At 70.2% G+C, this 20,465-nt stretch carries 5 protein-coding genes and 1 pseudogene; 5 read left to right on the top strand and 1 reads right to left on the bottom strand.

Translation table 11 applies throughout. From position 1 onward, the window contains the following. Positions 1-207: 207 nt before the first annotated feature. From ACZ4WS_RS44080 to ACZ4WS_RS44065, 4 genes are read left to right on the top strand one after another with little or no spacing between them, the layout of a single operon-like run. Positions 208-16,503, top strand: coding sequence for an amino acid adenylation domain-containing protein (locus ACZ4WS_RS44080; RefSeq protein WP_467989293.1), 16,296 nt, complete (start codon positions 208-210; stop codon positions 16,501-16,503). A gap of 37 nt (positions 16,504-16,540) precedes the next feature. After that, entirely contained in the window at positions 16,541-16,762 is a 222-nt protein-coding gene (locus tag ACZ4WS_RS44075; RefSeq protein ID WP_467989291.1) for an MbtH family protein, read from the top strand. Between the two features lie 29 nt (positions 16,763-16,791). Next, positions 16,792-17,982: a cytochrome P450 gene (locus tag ACZ4WS_RS44070; protein WP_467989289.1), complete on the top strand. Its 1,191-nt coding sequence runs from the start codon at positions 16,792-16,794 to the stop codon at positions 17,980-17,982. 36 nt (positions 17,983-18,018) lie between these two features. Next, positions 18,019-19,209 carry a cytochrome P450 gene (locus tag ACZ4WS_RS44065; protein WP_467989288.1) on the top strand — a complete coding sequence of 397 codons (1,191 nt, stop codon included), beginning with the start codon at positions 18,019-18,021 and terminating at the stop codon, positions 19,207-19,209. 224 nt (positions 19,210-19,433) lie between these two features. On the opposite strand, the gene ACZ4WS_RS44060 is transcribed toward ACZ4WS_RS44065, so the two are convergent. Further along, positions 19,434-20,165: a TetR/AcrR family transcriptional regulator gene (locus ACZ4WS_RS44060; RefSeq protein ID WP_467989287.1), complete on the bottom strand. Its 732-nt coding sequence runs from the start codon at positions 20,163-20,165 to the stop codon at positions 19,434-19,436. Positions 20,166-20,292: 127 nt separating this feature from the next. Between ACZ4WS_RS44060 and ACZ4WS_RS44055 the strand changes: the two are divergent. Then, positions 20,293-20,465: pseudogene (locus tag ACZ4WS_RS44055) on the top strand (ABC transporter); the annotation flags it as partial.

Here is a 20,465-nt window from a genome sequence, read left to right as displayed (position 1 = left end):
GTCGAATCCCACACTTCTTTACTGCGGCTTGGCCGGCTTGTTTCATCGACGAGCCCGTTTTTTCGGCTACGTACCCGCGTTTTCTCCTCCCCCCCCCTCCCCCCCCTCCCCCCCCACACCCCCCCCCCCCCCCCCCCCCCCCCCCTTTCCCCCCCCCCCCCCCCCCCCCCCCCCCCCCGGGACGACTGATCGAGGAGTAGACGCCAAGTGATCCCCTTGTCCTTCGCGCAGCGGCGCCTCTGGTTCATCGACCGCTTCGAGGGGCCGTCGGCGACGTACAACATCCCGTTCCTGGCGCGCCTGAACGGAACGCTCGACATGGACGCGCTGTCGGCGGCGCTGCGCGACGTGCTGGTCCGGCACGAGAGCCTGCGCACCGTGTTCGTCGTCGACGACGACGGAGTGCCGGCGCAGCGCGTCGTCCCGGTCGAGGACCTGCTCGTCGACGTCCCACTCGTCGAGGCGGCCCCCGACAAGGTGGACGCCGTGGTGAGCGAGGCGATCGGATACCACTTCGACCTCGCCTCCGAGATCCCGGTGCGGGCCACGGTCGTGCGCTCCGGGCCGGAGGACTACGTCCTGGTCCTCAACATCCACCACATCGCCGCCGACGGCGAGTCGATGGTGCCGCTCACCCGCGACCTGGCGGAGGCCTATCAGGCCCGCCTCGTGGCCGAGGAGCCGGACTGGCCCGAACTGCCCGTGCAGTACCGGGACTACACGCTGTGGCAGCGCGAACTCCTCGGCGACGAAAGCGACCCCGAGAGCGTCATGGCCGAGCAGGTGGGCCATTGGTACGACGAACTCTCCGGCGCACCCCACCAGTTGCAGCTGCCGACCGACCGGCCCCGACCCTCGGTGATCAGCCACCGCGGCGACATGGTGGACTTCGCCATCGCGCCCGAGCTGGTGGCCGCGGCGGAGCGGCTGGCCCAGGCGCACGGCGCGACGACGCCCATGGTGATGCAGGCGGCGCTGTCCGTGCTGCTGCACCACCTCGGCGCGGGCGAGGACATCCCCATCGGCAACACCGTCGCCGGACGCACCGACGAGGCACTCCTCGACCTGGTCGGCTTCTTCGTCAACACCTGGGTGCTGCGCACCGATCTGTCGGGCAACCCGTCGTTCCAGCAGGTGATCGAGCGGGTGCGGGACAAGGCCCTCACGGCGTACGACAACCAGGACGCGCCGTTCGAGCGGCTGGTGGAACTCCTCAACCCCGAGCGCTCCACCGCGTACCACCCGCTGTTCCAGGTGATGTTCACCTGGCAGAGCAGCGACCGCATCGACCTGGACCTGCCGGGGCTGACCGGGCGACTGGAGGCCGTGCCCACCCACACGGCCAAGTTCGACCTGGAGTTCAACTTCGCCGTCGACCCCGCCGACGACAGCATGCGGTGCGTCCTTGAGTACGCGACCGACCTCTTCGACCGCGCCACGGTGGAGAACATCGGGTCCCGCTTCCTGCAGATACTCGAGGCCTTCGGGACCGAGCCGGGCCGGTCGGTCGGGGCGGTGGACGTCCTGCTGCCCGGCGAGCGCGAGCAGCTCGCCCGGTTCGCCGGATCGGCGGCGCCGACGCCGGAACTGACGGTCCCCGAGCTGTTCGAGCACCAGCTCGCCGTGGACCCCGACGCCCTCGCCGTGCTGTGCGGCGAGGTATCACTGACGTACCGTCAACTCGACGAGCGGGCCAACCGGCTGGCACGGGCCCTGCTGGACCAGGGTGTGACGACGGAGTCCCTGGTGGGGCTCGCGCTGCCGCGCTCGGCCGACCTGGTCGTGGCGATGCTCGGCATCATGAAGTCCGGCGCCGCCTACCTCCCCATCGACCCGCGCTTCCCCAGCCAGCGGCTGAGCGTGGTCCTGGAGCAGGCCCGCCCCGCACTGCTGCTGACCGACGCCGACACGGCGCCACTGCTCCCGGAGCACGACGTACCGGCCGTCCTCCTGGGCGATCTCGACCTCGACGGTGCCGACGCGAGCCCCGTCGACGTCCCCCTGCGCCCGGACAACCTCGCGTACGTGATGTACACCTCCGGTTCCACCGGGGTCCCGAAGGGTGTGGCGATCACCCACCACGGCGTGGTCAACGGCGTGCTGCGCCTGGCCACGGTCGTCGGCGTGGGCCCCGGCTCCCGGATGCTGGCCGGCACCTCCATCAACTTCGACGTCTCGGTCTTCGAGATCGTGACCGCGCTGACCACCGGCGGCAGTGTCGAGGTCGTCCGCGACGTCCTGGAACTGGGGGAGCGCGAGGGCTGGCTCGGCAGCGTCATCAGCTCCGTCCCCTCCGTCTTCTCCGAGGTGCTCGACCAGATCGTCGGCAAGACGAGCGTGGACACCCTGGTGTTCGCGGGCGAGGCCCTGCCGCCGTCGCTGGTGGAGCGCGCCCGCAAGGCCTTCCCGGGCGTCCGCGTGGTCAACAGCTACGGGCAGACCGAGAGCTTCTACGCCGGCACCTTCACCGTGGACGCGGGCGAGGAGTGGGACGCCTCGCGCGGCGTGCCCATCGGCGAACCGCTGGGCAACATGCGCGCCTACGTCCTGGGCCCCGGGCTCGTGCCCGTGCCTCCGGGCGTCACCGGCGAGCTGTATGTCGCGGGCGCGGTCGGACGCGGTTACTACGGCCGTGCCGGGCTGACGGCGGAGCGGTTCGTGCCGTCTCCGTTCGGTCCGGCGGGCTCGCGGATGTATCGCACGGGCGACCTGGCGCGGTGGAACCGTGAGGGGCGTCTGGAGTATGTCGGCCGTGGCGACGGTCAGGTGAAGATCCGTGGTCTGCGGATCGAGCCGGGCGAGGTCGAGGCGGCCCTGAGCGCTCACCCTGGCGTGGCCCAGGCGGTGGTGACCGTCCACGAGCGCGCCGGCGCCAAACAACTCGTCGGCTATGTGGTCCCGGTGGGCATCTTCGGCGCGGACTCCGGTGCCGCCGAGAGCATCGGCGATCTGCACGTCGACCTGACGGCGGGTGTGTCGGTGCCGGAGTTGCGGAAGTTCGTGGCGTCGCGGCTGCCGGAGTTCATGGTGCCCTCGGCTTTCGTGGTCCTCGAGAGGCTGCCGCTCGCACCGAACGGGAAGCTGGACCGCAGGGCGTTGCCGTCGCCGGTGTTCAAGGGCGAGGCCTACCGTGCTCCGTCCTCGGAGCCGGAGCGCCTTCTGGCGGGTGTGTTCGCCGAGGTGCTGGGTGTGGATCGGGTTGGTGTCGACGACGACTTCTTCGCGGTCGGCGGTGACAGCATCCGGTCGATTCAGGTGGTGTCCCGGGCGCGTGCGCGGGGGGTTGAGGTCACGCCGCGCGAGGTGTTCCAGTGCCGTACGGTCGCGGAGTTGGCCCAGGTCGCGGCGGGGCGTGGTGCGGCGGTGGTCCTGGAGGAGTTGGACGGCGGTGGTGTGGGCTTTGTGCCGCTGCTGCCGGTGGCGAGGTATCTGCTCGGACTCGGGGGTGGGTACGGCCGGTTCACGATGTCGACGGTGATGGATCTGCCGGTCGGGATCGATGAAGCCGGTGTGGCGGCCACGCTGTCGGCCGTGTGGGACCGGCATGACGTGCTGCGCTCCCGGCTGGTCGAGGAGGGTATGCGGGTCGATCCAGCGGGTTCGGTCGACCTCGCGTCCCTGGTGCGCCGGGTGGAGTGCGACGGTTCCTGGGACGATGCCTGGTTCGAGCGGGCGACGGTTGAACTGGACGGCGCGACGGGCCGGTTGGATCCGGCGGCCGGAGTGATGGCCCAGTTCGTGTGGTTCGACGCGGGCGCGGAGGCGGCGGGCCGGTTCATCGTGGTGCTGCACCACCTGGTCGTCGACGGTGTCTCCTGGCGCATCCTGCTGCCCGACTTCGCGGCCGCCTGGAAGGAGATCCGGGAAGGCCGGACACCCGAGCTGCCCGCCGTCGGAACGTCGGTACGGCGTTGGACGCATGCCCTGGTGGAGAAAGCGGCCGCGCCCGAGCGCGTCGCCGAGCTGGGCCTGTGGCAGTCGGTGGTCGAGGGCCCGGACCCGCTTCTCGGCTCCCGCGCGATCGACCCCGCCGTCGATGTCATCTCGACGGTCGACTACGTCTGGGTCCGCGTGCCCGAGCTGGTGACGCAGGCGCTGCTGACCGATGTGCCCGCCGCGTTCCGTGGCGGTGTGAACGACGGTCTGCTGAGCGCGCTGGCGCTGGCGGTCTCCCGCTGGCGGCAGGGCCGCGGCGTGGAGGAGTCGTCGCTGTTGGTCAAGCTGGAGGGTCACGGCCGTGAGGAAGCGGTCGTCCCCGGTGCCGACTTGTCCCGCACGCTCGGCTGGTTCACCAGCATGTTCCCGGTCCGTCTGGACATCGGCGATGTGGACGTCGACGACGCCCTGGCGGGTGGCGCGGCGGCCGGCTCGGTGGTCAAGGCCGTCAAGGAACAGCTGTTGCGCATCCCGGACAAGGGGATGGGCTACGGCCTGCTGCGGTATCTGAACGACGAGACGGCCTCCGTGCTCGAACCGCATCCGACCGGGCAGATCGCCTTCAACTACCTCGGCCACTTCACCTCCGCAGACATGCCGGAGGAGCTGCGCGGCCTCGGCTGGACGCAGGCACCCCGCTCGAACGAGCTGATCGCCGTTCCGGACGCGGACATGCCCGTGATGTCCACCCTGGAGATCAACGCGCTCGTCACCGACTCCGGGGAGCTGACCGCCCGCGTCGGCTTTCCGACCGGCGTGCTCAGCCGGGCGGACGTGGAGGAGCTGGCCGGGCTGTGGGAATCCGCCCTGGAGGGCCTGGCCCGGCACGTGGCCCAGCCCGACGCCGGTGGTCTGACCCCGTCCGACATGCCGCTCGTCTCGGTCCGGCAGAGCGAGATCGAGGCCTGGGAGCAGCGCTTCCCGTCCCTGACGGACGTCTGGCCGCTCACCCCGCTGCAGTCCGGACTGCTCTTCGAGTCGATGGTGTCCGAGGCCGGGCACGACGCGTACCAGATGCAATTCGCCTACCACCTCTCCGGCGCGGTGGACCCCGAGCGGATGCGCGCGGCCGGGCAGGCCCTGCTCGACCGGTACGCCAACCTGCGCACCGCCTTCGTACCCGACGCCTCTGGCGACCTGGTCCAGCTCGTCCTCGACGACGTACAACTGCCCTGGCAGCACCTGGACATGAGCGGCAGGGACGACGCGGAGTTCCAGCGGTTCCTGGTCGCCGACCGGGGGACGCGCTTCGACCCCACCGCCCCGCCGATGCTGCGGATCTCGCTGATCACCCGCGGACCCGACCGGGCCGCACTGGTCTTCACCGCCCACCATGTGCTCTTCGACGGCTGGTCGGTGCCGACTCTGATGCAGGACCTGCTGCGTCTGTACGGCTCCGGCGGCGACCCCTCCGTACTGCCGCGGGTCCGCGGCTTCCGCGAGTTCCTGGTGTGGCAGTCGCGGCAGGACCGCGCGGCGGCCGCCGGGGCCTGGGCGAGCGAGCTCGACGGCTTCGACGACCCGACCCTGCTGGTCCGCGACAAGGGCGCCGCGTCGCACAGCGACGACATCGGCCATGTCGACGTCCCGCTGTCGGCCGAGCTCTCCCTCCAGCTGTCGGCCTGCGCCGCCGACCTGGGCGTCACGCTGAACACTCTGGTGCAGGGCGCCTGGGCGGTCCTCCTCGGACAGCTGACCGGCCGCCAGGACGTGGTGTTCGGTGCCACGGTGTCGGGCCGCCCGCCGGCGGTGCCGGACGTGGAGTCCATGGTGGGGCTGTTCATCAACACCCTGCCGGTACGGGTGCGTTGTGCGCCCGGCGAGACCTTCGTCCAGCTGCTCGCCGGTCTTCAGGACCGGCAGGGCGCGCTGCTCGACCACCACCACTACGGGCTGACCGAGATCCAGCAGACGGTCGGGACGAACACCCTCTTCGACACGATCGTCGTCTTCGAGTCCTACCCGGTCGACCACGTCGGCCTCAGCGAGGCCAACGACACGGCCGGAGTGGCGATCACCGGCATCACCCCGTTCAGCGGCACCCATTACCCGGTGACCGTGATGGCCGACGCCGACCCCAACCTGCGGCTGTCGCTCCAGTACCAGCCGCACGCCCTCGACCGGGCCGAGGTGGACACCGTCGCCGCGCGCCTCGAACGCGTGCTGCGGGCCCTGGTGACGGACCCGCACCAGCCGGTCGGCGCGGTGGACGTACTCAGTGCGGCCGAGCGCGAACAACTGCTTGACGGCGGCGTCGAGTTGCCGCTGCCGGACACGACCGTCCCCGCGCTGTTCGCCGAGCGTGCCGCGGCGACACCGGACGCGGTCGCCGTGGTGAGCGGTGAAGTGGCCCTGAGCTACCGGGAACTGGACGAGCGGGCGGAGTCCCTGGCCCGCGGTCTGACCGACCGTGGGGTGGGTCCCGAATCGGTGGTCGCGGTGGCCCTGCCGAGGACGACCGACCTGGTCGTCGCCCTGCTCGGCGTCCTGAAGTCCGGCGCGGGATATCTGCCGATCGACCCGGCGTACCCGAGCAAGCGCCTGGAGTTCATCCTCGGCGACGCGGTTCCCTCGCTCGTCCTCACGGACGCCGGGTCCGCGAACGTCCTGCCGGCCACCGACATCCCCGTCCTGCGCCTCACGGACGTCGAGCGTGACGTGACCGGCGCGGCTTTCGCCGCCCCACAGCCGGACAACGTCGCGTACGTGATGTACACCTCGGGGTCCACCGGCACGCCGAAGGGCGTGGCGGTCACCCACCGCAACGTGGCCGCCTGTCTGCCCTCCCTGGTCGCCGCCCTCGGCACCGAGCCGGGTGCGCGCATGCTCGCCGGCGCGTCCGTCAACTTCGACGTATCGGTGTTCGAGATCTTCTCGACGCTCTGCTCCGGCGGCACCGTCGAACTCATCCGTGACGTCCTCGCCCTGGGCGAACGGAGCGACTGGAACGCCGACGTGATCAGCTCGGTGCCCTCGGCCTTCGCCGAACTCCTCGACGAGCTGCCCGACAGGATCAGCCCCCGGGCCGTGGTGTTCGCGGGGGAGGGCCTGCCCGCCGCCCTCGTGGCCCGCACCCGGGAGACGTTCCCCGGCGTGCGGGTGGTCAACGGCTACGGCCAGACCGAGTCCTTCTACGCCACGGCGTTCACGCTCACCGCGGACGATGAGTGGACCGGCGGGGCGAGCGCCCCCATCGGCGAACCGCTCGACCACGTCCGCGCCCACGTCCTCGGAGCGGGGCTGCTGCCCGTCCCGCCCGGTGTGACAGGAGAGCTCTACGTCGCGGGAGCCTCCCTCGCACGCGGCTATCGCGGCCGTGCCGGGCTGACGGCGGAGCGGTTCGTGCCCGATCCGTTCGGTCCGGCGGGTTCGCGCATGTACCGCACGGGCGACCTGGCCCGGTGGACCGCCGACGGCGGCCTGGAGTACGTCGGACGCGGCGACGGACAGGTGAAGATCCGCGGCGTCCGGGTCGAGCCCGCCGAGGTCGAGGCGGTGCTGGCCGGTCATCCGGACGTCGAGCAGGCGGTGGTCGTCGCCCGCGAGAGCCGGGGGAGCGGCACTTCGAAGTATCTGGCGGCGTACGTGGTCCCGGCCGGGTCCGAGGCGCCCCAGGACCTGCGCACCTTCATGTCCGCGAAGCTGCCCGACCACCTGGTGCCGTCGGCGTTCGTGACACTGGAGAAGTTCCCGCTGCTGCCCAACGGCAAGGTCGACCGCGCGGCACTGCCCGAACCCGGGTTCACCGGCGTCGCCTACCGGGCCCCGCGCACCACGACCGAGGAAGTGCTGTGCCGGCTGTTCGCCGAGGTGCTCGGCGTGGAACGGGTCGGCATCGACGACGACTTCTTCGCCAGGACCGGCCAGTCCCTGCTGGCCACCCGGCTCGTCAACCGGATTCGCGCGACGCTGGGCGTGGAGGTCCGCGTCCCCCAGGTGTTCGCCTCGCCCACCGTCGCTGAGCTGAGCGGACAGCTGTCGACCGACGGCCCGGCCCGGGTGCGGCTGGTGCGGGCGCAGACCCGCCCGGAGCGCGTGCCGCTGTCCTTCGCGCAGCTCCGACTCTGGTTCGTGGACAAGTTCGAGGGACCGTCGGCGACGTACAACCACTCGTTCGTGCTGCGGCTCAAGGGGCGGCTGGACGTGGAGGCGCTGCGCGCGGCGCTGCGTGACGTGGTCGCCCGGCACGAGACCCTGCGGACCCTGATGGTGGAGGACACCGACGGGCGCCCGTACCAGCAGGTGCTGCCGATGTCCGACGTGGACCTCGACGCCCTCGTCGTCGAGGTGACGCCGGAGACCGTCGACGAGGAACTCGCCGCGATCATCGGCCGCCCCTTCGACATGGCGACGGAGATCCCCACCCGCACCGCGCTGCTGCGATTCGGCGCCGAGGAGCACCTGCTGCCCCTGGTGATCCACCACATCGCCGTCGACGGCGAGTCGATCGCCCCGCTCGCCCGCGACCTGGGCACGGCGTACGCGGCCCGCCTGGACGGCACCGCACCCGACTGGGCCGAACTCCCGGTCCAGTACGTTGACTTCACGCTGTGGCAGCGCGAACTGCTGGGCGACGAGAACGACTCCGAGAGCCTGCTCTCCGCCCAGGCGGCCTACTGGCGGAAGGAACTGTCCGGGGCGCCGCAGCCCCTCCAGCTGCCGGCCGACCGCCCGCGCCCGCCCGCCCCCAGCCACCGCGGTGACGCCGTGGAGTTCGGGATCGCGCCCCACGTCGCGGCCGAGGTCGACCGGCTGGCCCGGGCGAACGGCGCGACCGCGGCGATGGTCCTGCAGTCCGCCCTCGCGGTGCTGCTCGGCCGCCTCGGCGGCGACGACATCACCATGGGCTCCCCGATCGCCAACCGCACCGACGCCGAACTGGCCGACCTGGTCGGCTTCTTCGTCAACACCTGGGTGCTGCGCACCGATCTGTCGGGCAACCCGTCGTTCCAGCAGGTGCTCGGGCGCGTGCGGGACAAGGCCCTCACGGCGTACGACAACCAGGACGCGCCGTTCGAGCGGCTGGTGGAACTCCTCAACCCCGAGCGCTCCACCGCGTACCACCCGCTGTTCCAGGTGATGTTCGCGTGGCAGAACATCACCCGCGAGGACTTCGAGATGCGCGGGCTCAAGGTCAGCTGGGAGCCGTCGTTCACCGCGACCGCGAAGTTCGACCTGTTCTTCAACATGGGCGACATCCCCGGGCAGGGCGTGATCGGGTACTTGGAGTACGCGACCGACCTGTTCGACCGGAGCACCGTCGAGCACCTCGCGACCCGCTTCGCCCAGCTCGTCGAGGAACTCGTCACCGCTCCGGAACGCCGGATCGACATCGCGGACCTGCTGCTGCCGGGCGAGCGGGAGCAGTTGGAGGCCTTCGCCGGCCCGGGCCGACGGGTGCCGGACGCGACCGTTCCCGGCCTGTTCGAGCAGCAGGCCCTGACACATCAGGACGCGACCGCTGTCGTCTGCGGCGAGGTGTCACTGACGTACCGTCAGCTCGATGAGCGGGCCAACCGGCTGGCACGGGCCCTGCTGGACCAGGGTGTGACGACGGAGTCCCTGGTGGGGCTCGCGCTGCCGCGCTCGGCCGACCTGGTCGTGGCGATGCTCGGCATCATGAAGTCCGGCGCCGCCTACCTCCCCATCGACCCGCGCTACCCGAGCGCACGACTGGGCCTGATGCTGGAACAGGTGCGGCCTCAACTGCTGCTCCTCGACGAGGAGTCGGCGAACGTCCTGCCCGAGCACGACGTGCCCTCCGTCCTCCTGGGCGATCTGGACCTCGACGGCGCCGACGCGAGCCCCGTCGACGCCGGCCTGCGCCCGGACAACGCGGCGTACGTGATGTACACCTCGGGCTCCACCGGGGTCCCGAAGGGCGTGACCATCACGCACCGGAACGTGGCCGGCTGCCTGCCCTCGCTGGCCGCCGCCGTCGGCACGGGCCCGGGTGCGAAGATTCTGGCGGGCACGTCCGTCAACTTCGACGTCTCGGTGTTCGAGATCATGACGGCGCTGACCACCGGCGGCAGCGTCGAAGTCGTCCGCGACGTCCTCGCGTTGGGCGAGCGCGACAGCTGGCAGGGCAGCGTCATCAGCTCCGTCCCCTCCGTCTTCGCCGAACTCCTCGACCAGATCGCCGGCAGGACGAGCGTGGACACCCTGGTCTTCGCGGGCGAGGCCTTGCCCGCGGCGCTGGTGGAGCGGGCCCGCAAGGCCTTCCCCGGCGTGCGGGTGGTCAACGGCTACGGCCAGACGGAGACCTTCTACGCCTCGACGTTCACGCTCCCCGGCGACGAGCCGTGGCACGGCGGGAGCCATGCGCCGATCGGCACACCGCTGGACGGCGCCCGGGCGTACGTACTCGGCGACGGGCTGCTGCCCGTGCCGCCCGGTGTGCCCGGCGAGCTGTATGTCGCGGGGGAGTCGGTGGCACGCGGCTATCGCGGCCGTGCCGGGCTGACGGCGGAGCGGTTCGTGCCCGATCCGTTCGGTCCGGCGGGTTCGCGGATGTACCGCACGGGCGACCTGGCGCGCTGGACTCGGGACGGGCTACTGGAGTACGTCGGCCGTGGCGACGGTCAGGTGAAGATCCGTGGTCTGCGGATCGAGCCGGGCGAGGTCGAGGCCGCGCTGACCGCTCACCCGGCCGTCGACCAGGCCGCCGTCGTGGTCCACCAGGGCAAGGGCGACAGCAAGCAGCTCGTGGGCTATGTCGTCCCGACCCGCAGCACGGACGGCGACCAGGACGACGCCGCCAAGACCCGCAACAGCCTCGACCTGACGGCGGGTGTCTCGGTGCCGGAGCTGCGGAAGTTCGTGGCGTCGCGGCTGCCGGAGTTCATGGTGCCCTCGGCTTTCGTGGTCCTCGACAGGCTGCCGCTCGCACCGAACGGGAAGCTGGACCGCGGGGCGTTGCCGTCGCCGGTGTTCAAGGGCGAGGCCTACCGTGCTCCGTCCTCGGAGCCGGAGCGCCTTCTGGCGGGTGTGTTCGCCGAGGTGCTGGGTGTGGATCGGGTCGGTGTCGACGACGACTTCTTCGCGGTCGGCGGTGACAGCATCCGGTCGATTCAGGTGGTGTCCCGGGCGCGGGCGCGGGGGGTTGAGGTCACGCCGCGCGAGGTGTTCCAGTGCCGTACGGTCGCGGAGTTGGCCCAGGTGGCCGCGGGGCGTGGTGCGGCGGTGGTCCTGGAGGAGTTGGACGGCGGTGGTGTGGGCTTTGTGCCGCTGCTGCCGGTGGCGAGGTATCTGCTCGGACTCGGGGGTGGGTACGGCCGGTTCACGATGTCGACGGTGATGGATCTGCCGGTCGGGATCGATGAAGCCGGTGTGGCGGCCACGCTGTCGGCCGTGTGGGACCGGCATGACGTGCTGCGCTCCCGGCTGGTCGAGGAGGGTATGCGGGTCGATCCCACGGGTTCGGTCGACCTCGCGTCCCTGGTGCGCCGGGTGGAGTGCGACGGTTCCTGGGACGATGCCTGGTTCGAGCGGGCGACGGTTGAACTGGACGGCGCGACGGGCCGGTTGGATCCGGCGGCCGGAGTGATGGCCCAGTTCGTGTGGTTCGACGCGGGCGCGGAGGCGGCGGGCCGGTTCATCGTGGTGCTGCACCACCTGGTCGTCGACGGTGTCTCCTGGCGCATCCTGCTGCCCGACTTCGCGGCCGCCTGGAAGGAGATCCGGGAAGGCCGGACACCTGAGCTGCCCGCCGTCGGAACGTCGGTACGGCGTTGGACGCATGCCCTGGTCGACGAGGCGGCCGCGCCCGAGCGCGTCGCCGAGCTGGGCCTGTGGCAGTCGGTGGTCGAGGGCCCGGACCCGCTTCTCGGCTCCCGCGCGATCGACCCCGCCGTCGATGTCATCTCGACGGTGGACCATGTGTGGCTGAAGGTTCCGGCAGAGGTGACCGAGGCCCTGCTGACGACCGTCCCGGCGGCCTTCCACGGCGGTGTGAACGACGGTCTGCTGAGCGCGCTGGCGCTGGCGGTCTCCCGCTGGCGGCAGGGCCGCGGCGTGGAGGAGTCGTCGCTGTTGGTCAAGCTGGAGGGTCACGGTCGTGAGGAAGCGGTCGTCCCCGGTGCCGACTTGTCCCGCACGGTCGGCTGGTTCACCAGCATGTTCCCGGTCCGTCTGGACATCGGCGATGTGGACGTCGACGACGCCCTGGCGGGTGGCGCGGCGGCCGGCTCGGTGGTCAAGGCCGTCAAGGAGCAGCTGTTGCGCATCCCGGACAAGGGGATGGGCTACGGCCTGCTGCGGTATCTGAACGACGAGACGGCCTCCGTGCTCGAACCGCATCCGACCGGGCAGATCGCCTTCAACTACCTGGGCCGGTTCTCGTCCGCAGACATGCCGGAGGAGCTGCGTGGCCTCGGCTGGACGCAGACGCCCGGCATGAGCGAGCTGATCGCCGTTCCGGACGCGGACATGCCCGTGATGTCCACCCTGGAGATCAACGCGGCCGTGACGGACACGGACGACGGCCCCCAACTCGGCGTCCGGTTCGGGTTCCCCGTCGGTGTGCTGACCAAGGCAGAGGTGCAGGAACTGGCCGAACTGTGGGGGACGGCCCTGGAGGGCCTGGCCCGCCATGCCGCCCGGCCGGGCGCCGGCGGACTGACCCCGTCCGACGTGCCACTCGTCCCGGTCCGGCAGAGCGAGATCGAGGCCTGGGAGCAGCGCTTCCCGTCCCTGACGGACGTCTGGCCGCTCACCCCGCTGCAGTCCGGACTGCTCTTCGAGTCGATGCTGGTCGACACGACGTACGACGCCTACCACGTGCAGGTCGTCTACCAGCTGTCCGGCGCGGTGGACCCGGAGCGGATGCGGGCGGCCGGGCAGGCACTGCTCGACCGGTACGCCAACCTGCGCACCGCCTTCGTACCCGACGCCTCCGGCGACCTGGTCCAGCTCGTCCTCGACGACGTACAACTGCCCTGGCGGCTCGCGGATCTGCGCGAGGCCGGCGCGGAGCGGCGTACCGAGGCGCTGAAGCGGCTGCTTGCCGAGGACGAGGCGGACCACTTCGATCCCGCCGTACCGCCCCTGCTGCGCATCGCGCTGGCGCTCACCGGACCCGACCAGGCCGAACTGGTGCTGACCTCGCATCACGCACTGCTCGACGGCTGGTCGCTGAGCATCCTGATGCAGGAACTGCTGCGCCTGTACGGCGCCGGGGGCGACGCCTCCGCGCTGCCGCGGGTCCGCAGGTACCGGGACTTCCTCCAGTGGCTGTCGCAGCAGGACGCCGAGGCGTCGGCGCATGCGTGGCGGACCGAACTCGCCGGGGTGGAGGAGCCGACCCTGATCGTCTCCGACCGCACGGTGGAGGCCGATCCGCAGCGCGTGGGGCAGCTGGACATTCCGATGTCCGCCGACACCTCCCGCGCCCTGATCCGCTCCGCCGCCGGTCTGGGCGTCACCCTCAACACCCTGGTTCAGGGCACCTGGGCGATCGTCCTCGCCGGACTGACGGGACGGCAGGACGTGGTGTTCGGCACCACGGTGTCCGGGCGCCCGCCGGCGGTGCCGGACGTCGAGTCCATGGTGGGTCTGTTCATCAACACCCTGCCGGTACGGGTGGAGTTGTCGCCCTGGCACAGCTTCCGCCAGGTGCTCACCGGCCTCCAGGACCGGCAGGGCCCGCTGATGGACCACCACCACATCGGGCTGACCGAGATCTCCCGCACCACCGGCCTGAGCACACTGTTCGACACGGTCGTCGTCTTCGAGTCGTTCCCGATGGAACGCGAGGGACTGAGCGATGCCGATGCCAACGGCGGCGTCGCGATCACCAGTGTGAGCACCGGCAACGGCACGCACTACCCGCTGGGCATCGCGGCCGCGGCCGACGACCGCCTGCACGTGGTGATGGAGTACCAGGAGGACCACTTCGACCTGGCCGCCGCCGAGGGCATCGCCGCCCGGTTCGCGCGGGTCCTCGACCAGGTGGCGTCGGACCCCGACGTACCGGTCGGGTCGGTCGACGTACAGCTCGAGGCGGAGCGGGAGCGGCTGCTGGTCGGCTTCAACGACACGGACGCCCTGACCTCCGAGGGAACGGTGCCCGACCAGTTCGAGCGGTGGGCCGTCGCGTCCCCGGACGCCCTGGCGGTGCTCAGTGACGACGGGCGGCTGACCTATCGGGAGCTGGACGAACGGGCCGACCGGCTGGCGCACGCCCTGCGCGAGCGGGGCGTCGGGCCGGAGACGGTCGTGGCGGTGGCCACCCGCCGCTCGCCCGACCTGGTCGTCGCGCTGCTCGGCGTGGCCAAGGCGGGCGGCGCGTATCTGCCGGTCGACCACACCTACCCGGCCGAGCGGATCGCGTACATGCTCGGCGACTCCGGCGCCCGCCTCGCGGTCGTGGACGCCGCGGCGGCCGAGGTCCTGGCCGGGCACGACCTCGACACCCTGCGGGTGGACGAGCTGCCGGCCGGCGCCGACGCCGGGCCCGTGGCGCGTACGACGACGCTCGACAGCGCCGCGTACATCATCTACACGTCCGGCTCGACCGGGCAGCCCAAGGGCACCGTGGTCACCCACCGCGGCGTCTCCAGCCTCGTCGCGGCACATGTGCAGCGGATGGGGGTGACCCCCGAGAGCCGGATGCTCCAGCTGGTCTCGCCCAGCTTCGACGTCTCCCTGTGCGAGATGTTCACGGTGCTGCTCTCCGGCGCCGTCCTGGTCCTCGCCGACAAGGAGGACCTGGCGCCGGGGCTGCCGCTGGCCCAGACCGTGGACCGGCACGAGGTCACGCACATGATGCTGCCGCCCGCGATGCTCTCCGCACTGCCCGCCGGCTCGCTGGGCAGCGTGGTCTCCCTGCTGGTCGGCGGCGAGGCACCGCCGGCCGAACTGGTCGCCCAATGGGCCCCGGGCCGACGGATGATGAACGTCTACGGCCCGACCGAGACCACCGTGTGCGCCACCATGAGCGCCCCGATGGCCGCGGACGACACGGCCTTCCCGATCGGCACACCCATCCACAACACCCGGGTGTACGTACTGGATTCGGCGCTCCAGCCGGTCCCGGTCGGCGTGCCCGGCGAGCTGTACATCACCGGCCCGGGCGTGGCCCGCGGCTACCTCGGCAAGCCGGTCGTCACCGCCGGACGCTTCGTGGCCTCGCCGTTCGGGCGGCCGGGGGAGCGGATGTACCGGACCGGCGACGTCGTGTCGTGGAACGTGGAGGGAGCGCTGGTCTTCCACGGGCGCGCCGACGACCAGGTCAAGATCCGCGGCTTCCGCATCGAACTCGGCGAGGTCCGGGCCGCGTTGACGGCCCACCCGGACGTCGACCAGGCGGTCGTCGTGGTCGACGACAACGGCGGCGACCGGCGGCTGGTCGGGTACCTGGTGCCGTCCGCCGAGCCGGCCGAGTCCGCCGGGGACGACGACCTGCCGACGCGGGTACGCGAACTCGTACGGGACCGGCTGCCCCAGCACATGGTGCCGTCCGCCCTGGTGGTCATCGACGAGATACCGCTGACCCTGAGCGGAAAGCTGGACAAGCGGGCGCTGCCCGCGCCGGACTACGCCGGAGCGTCGACGGGCCGGGCACCGCGCACCACCCGCGAGGAGATCCTGTGCGGTCTGTTCGCCGAGGTGCTCGGACTGACGTCGGTCACCATCGACGACGGGTTCTTCGCCCGGGGCGGGCACTCCCTGCTCGCCTCCCGGCTCATCAGCCGCATCGGGGTCGTCCTCGGCGTCAACCTGCCGCTCAGGGCGGTGTTCGACGCCCCGACCGTCGCCGAACTCGCCACCTTCCTGGAGTCGGAGGGCGACGCCGGACACACCGGTGACCCGTTCGCGCCCGTGCTGTCCATCAAGGGCAGCGCGGCGACCGCTCCGGAAGCGGGCGCGGAGCCTTTGTGGTTCATCCACCCGGGCGGCGGGATCTGCTGGCCGTACCTCGGATTCGCCGGCCGTCTCCCGGAGTACCGGACCATCTACGGAATCCAGGCGAAGGGTTTCGACGGGGCGACCCGGCTGCCCGAATCCATCGACGAGATGATCACCGACTACGTCGGCGAGATCCTGACCGTCCAGCCGGCCGGCCCGTTCCATCTGGCCGGATATTCCATCGGCGGTACGTTCGCCCAGGCCATCGCCGCGCAGCTGCAGAGCCGGGGCCACGAAGTGACGCTTCTGGCCCTGCTCGACAGCGTTCCCAGCAGCTATCTGGTGACGCAGGCGGCGCCCACTGTGAACGCGCTGCGCGAGTACCTCCGCGAACACCTCACCAGCGGGGTCGGCGCGGACGACCACGAGTCGTTCCTCGACAACGCGGTCCGGGTCATCGTCAACCACCAGTCCCTGACACCGGGGTTCACCTCGCCGGTCTTCCACGGCGACGCGGTCTTCTTCAACGCCGTGCCCAACCCGGACGCGACCTACGGGGACCTGTGGAAGCCGTACATCACCGGTTCCATCCAGCAGTTCGACATCGACAGCACGCACCACGACTTGATCAACGCGGAACCCGCCGCCGAGATCTGCTCGATCCTCGGCCGGGAAATCTCCGCGCAGCGCCAGGCGAAAACGGCCGAACGTCCCTGATGCCCGCGTGTGTTGGTTACCGAAATGGAGTCCAGAAATGAGCAGTAATCCGTTCGACGACGAGAACGGCGAGTTCTACGTCGTGGTGAACGACGAGGACCAGCATTCGCTCTGGCCGGCGTTCGCCGATGTTCCCGAGGGCTGGCGGGTGGTCTTCGGCACGGCCGGCCGTGCCGAATGCCTGCAGCACGTCGAGGAGAACTGGACCGACCTGCGGCCCAAGAGCCTGCGGGCCGCCATGGCTGCCGCCGAGAAGTAGTCCACCGCCCCAGAGAGGAACCCCTCCCCATGTCCAAAGTCATCGAGCGGTGGAACGTCCACCCCAACAGCCCCTGGCTGCGCGGCAACCGGCCCGAGCAGTCCATCGAGTTCGTCGAGAACCTGGGCTCGTGGTGTGCGTACGGCTTCGCCGAGGTGCAGCAGATCCTCGGCGACGCCTCGGCCTTCTCCGCGAAGACGGCCGCGTACGCCGCGGTGCAGGTCGACCCGAAGTTCCAGGAGGGCGACATCTCGCAGATGGACCCGCCGGAGCAGACCAAGTACCGCAAGCTGATCGGGCGCGCGTTCACCCCCAGGGTCATAGCGACCCTGGAGCCGCGGATTCAGCAGATCACCGACGAACTGCTCGACGAGGCACGCCAGAAGGACAGCTTCGAGCTGGTCGCCGACTTCGCCTACCCCCTGCCGGTCCGTGTCATCGCCGACCTCCTCGGCCTCGACAGCAAGGACTTCGACCTCTTCAAGGGCGCCGCGTTCGACATCATCGAGAACATGGCCGGTCTCGACTTCGTCGCCGGTGGTGACGGGATCGAGGACCAGATCCACGCCGCCGAGGCGCGTCTGAAGCCGCTGCTCGACTACATGCTCGACCAGGTCCTCCAGCGCCGGAAGCAGCCGAAGGAGGATCTGCTGACCTATCTCACCCAGGCCGAGGAGGACGGACAGCGCCTCACGGACAACGAGGTCGTCAACATCTCCAACGTCCTGCTGATCACGGGGCACATCACCAGCACCATGATGGTCGGCAACACGATGGCCTGCCTGGACCTCGAACGCGACAAGCTCGCCCAGGTCCGCGACGACCGCTCGCTCGTCCCGACCGCGATCGAGGAGGCCCTGCGGCTCCTTCCGCCGGCCGCCACCCTCTCCCGGGTGACCACCAGCGACGTGGAGATCGGCGGCGTCACGATCCCCGCCGAGCAGATGGTCCTGCCCTGGGTGGGCGCGGCCAACCGCGACCCGCTGAAGTTCGACCGCCCCGACGAGTTCGACCCGAGCCGCAACCCCAACGACCACATCTCGTTCGGGCACGGCATCCACTACTGCCTGGGCACCCGGCTCGCGCGGCTCGAGGGCCAGATCGCGATCAACGCCCTGCTCGACCGCTACCCGGACTTCACCACCGACCAGGACAAGACCGTCTTCTTCCCCTCGGAGGACATGGTCGGGGTCCGTGCGATGCACGTCCTGCAGAAGTAGCCCGTACGCCATGGATCTCCAGTAAAGGGAAAACCTATGACCGAGTTCGCGGACCGGTGGGGTCTTGGAGCGGACAAATACTGGCTGCGGGGACAGCTGCCGGAAGAGAAGGTGAAGTTCGACGAGGACTTCGGTGTCTGGCAGGTCGCCGGATACCCGGAGGTGCTCGCCGTCCTCAATGACGCCGAGTCGTTCTCGGCCGACTCCACGCGGCTCTTCAACGTCGACGAGGAGCAGGCGAAGCTCATCAAGGGTGACATGGCCCAGATGAACGGGCCCGAGCACATCCACATGCGACGCCAGGTCGGCCGCGCGTTCAGCCCCAAGGCCATGGACGACCTCGAGGTGCGGATCACCAAGCTCGGCGGCGAACTCCTCGACAGGCTGGCCGGCCGGGAGCGGTTCAACCTGCTCGGCGACTTCATCGACGACCTGTCCGGCATCCTCTTCAGCGAACTGCTCGGCACCCCGGCCGAGCACCGCGACATGTTCAAGGCCGTCGACCAGACCATGGACGCCGACGTGCAGATGAGCACCGTCGAGCAGGGCGGCGAGGAGTACTTCGACTCGCTGCTCGGGCCACTGCTTCCGCTGCGCGACTTCCTCGGCGACATCATCAACGAGCGCCGCAAGGAACCGAAGCAGGACCTGCTCAGCCTGATGCTGGAGTTCAAGTACCTCGACGGCAGCCCGATGGCGCACGACGAGATCATCAACTTCGCGGTCGCCGTCCTCGGCGCGGGGCATCTGACCAGCCCGATCCTCATCGGCAACACCATGCTGTGCCTGGAGTCCTTCCCGGACCAGGCGGCGAAGGTCCGCGCGGACCGCTCGCTGGTGCCGGGGATGTTCGAGGAGGTCATGCGGTACTTCACGCCGGCCACGACCTCCTACCGGGCCACCGAGACCGATGTCGAGGTGGGCGGCGTGAAGATACCCAAGGACCAGATGGTCAGCCTGCAGCTCGGGGCGGCCAACCGGGACCCGCGGCAGTTCCCCGGTGCGGACACCTTCGACGTGACCCGCGCCCCCAACCAGCATGTCGGTTACGGCCGCGGTGCCCACTACTGCATCGGCGCGGCGATGGCCCGGGTGGAGACGCGGATCATCTTCAACCTCATCCTGGACCGCTATCCGACCCTGCGCGTGGACCCGGACACCGCTCCGGTGTTCTTCGGGTCGCCCGAATTCACCGGTGTGCGGTCCCTGACGGTGCGCACCTCGTAGAAAACTCGTAGAAGCCCCGTAGAAAGCGACGTCGGCGGAGAAAGCGTCGTCGACAGCGCTCGTAACACCCTGTGAAACAACGGGAAATCCCCGGCGGACCGATGCCGACGGGGATTTCTCGCATGCCCGGATTACCGCGATAGCCGGCCAATATCCGGACGATATGGCTCCGTCCTAACGTCGTTCTCGTCAGCAGGAAACAGCGACCGACCGACGAGGAGGAGTCACCGATGCAGGCTGTCCAGGCCCTCCGCGCCGGCACGCTCCCCGAGGGGAAGCGACCGGTTCACGAGCCGGCCCTCCAGTCCGTCCAGGACGGCCTGCAGGCCGAACTCGAAGCTCTTCTCGGGCGCCGCCGCATAGTCGGAGTCCGTGAAGCCCTCGACGCGAGCCCGCAGTCGGGGAAACTGCAGGGCGATCTCCGTCGCCTGGGTCACGGCCTCCCGCACCTGCTTCTGGGCGTTGCCCCCGTCCTGGCCCAGTCTCCTGTTCAGGGAGACCTCCGCGGCCATGCCGAGGGCGTTGCCCAGAACGAACATGAAGACCGTGGCGGCGGCCTGATCGGCCTCGGCACCGGCGAACCCGGCCATCTCATAGACCGCGAGACTGTGGTCGTCGTGGCGGGCCTTGTTGATGCCGTAGAGGGGCTGAGAGGCGAACGCCATCACGAGCCAGGGGTGCCTGGAGATCATCGCGAAGAGGTCGGTGGCCATCGTCGTGGCCGCTGTCCGCCAGTCGATCGCGTCGAGATCGGGCAGCTCGACCTCATTCCATACTTCGTCACTGGCGAGCACGACGAGATTTTCCTTGTTCTGGACATGCCAGTAGACCGCGGTCGCGGCGGAGCCGAGTCGCTTGCCCAAGCTGCGCATATTGAGGCCTTCGAGGCCCTCTGCGTCCAGCAGCTCGATGGCGGCTCTGACGATCTGTTCCCTGGTCAGTGTGTCACGCGGCATGCCGTCAGCGTAGGTCAGAAGCTTCAGTTGCACAATGTTCAAGAAGGTACTTGCACTAAGTACGAGTCGGCCTCTATGGTCGCACTTGAACACAGTGCAAGTCGTTCCGTTCCAGAGGAGGAATGTCATGTCGGTGAGTGAGGCCAGGAGTGGGGCGGGGTCGGCTGCGGGTGCGGCGATCTCGGCGGTCGGTCTGGTGAAGGCGTATGGCGAGCACCGGGTGCTGGACGGGGTGGACCTGTTCATCCCGGAGGGTTCGGTGTTCTCGCTGCTGGGCCCGAACGGGGCCGGGAAGACGAC

The sequence above is a fragment of the Streptomyces sp. NPDC029292 genome, assembly GCF_055569295.1.
Note: the sequence above shows the minus strand (reverse complement) of the source record. Positions and strands in the feature narration are given on the sequence as shown.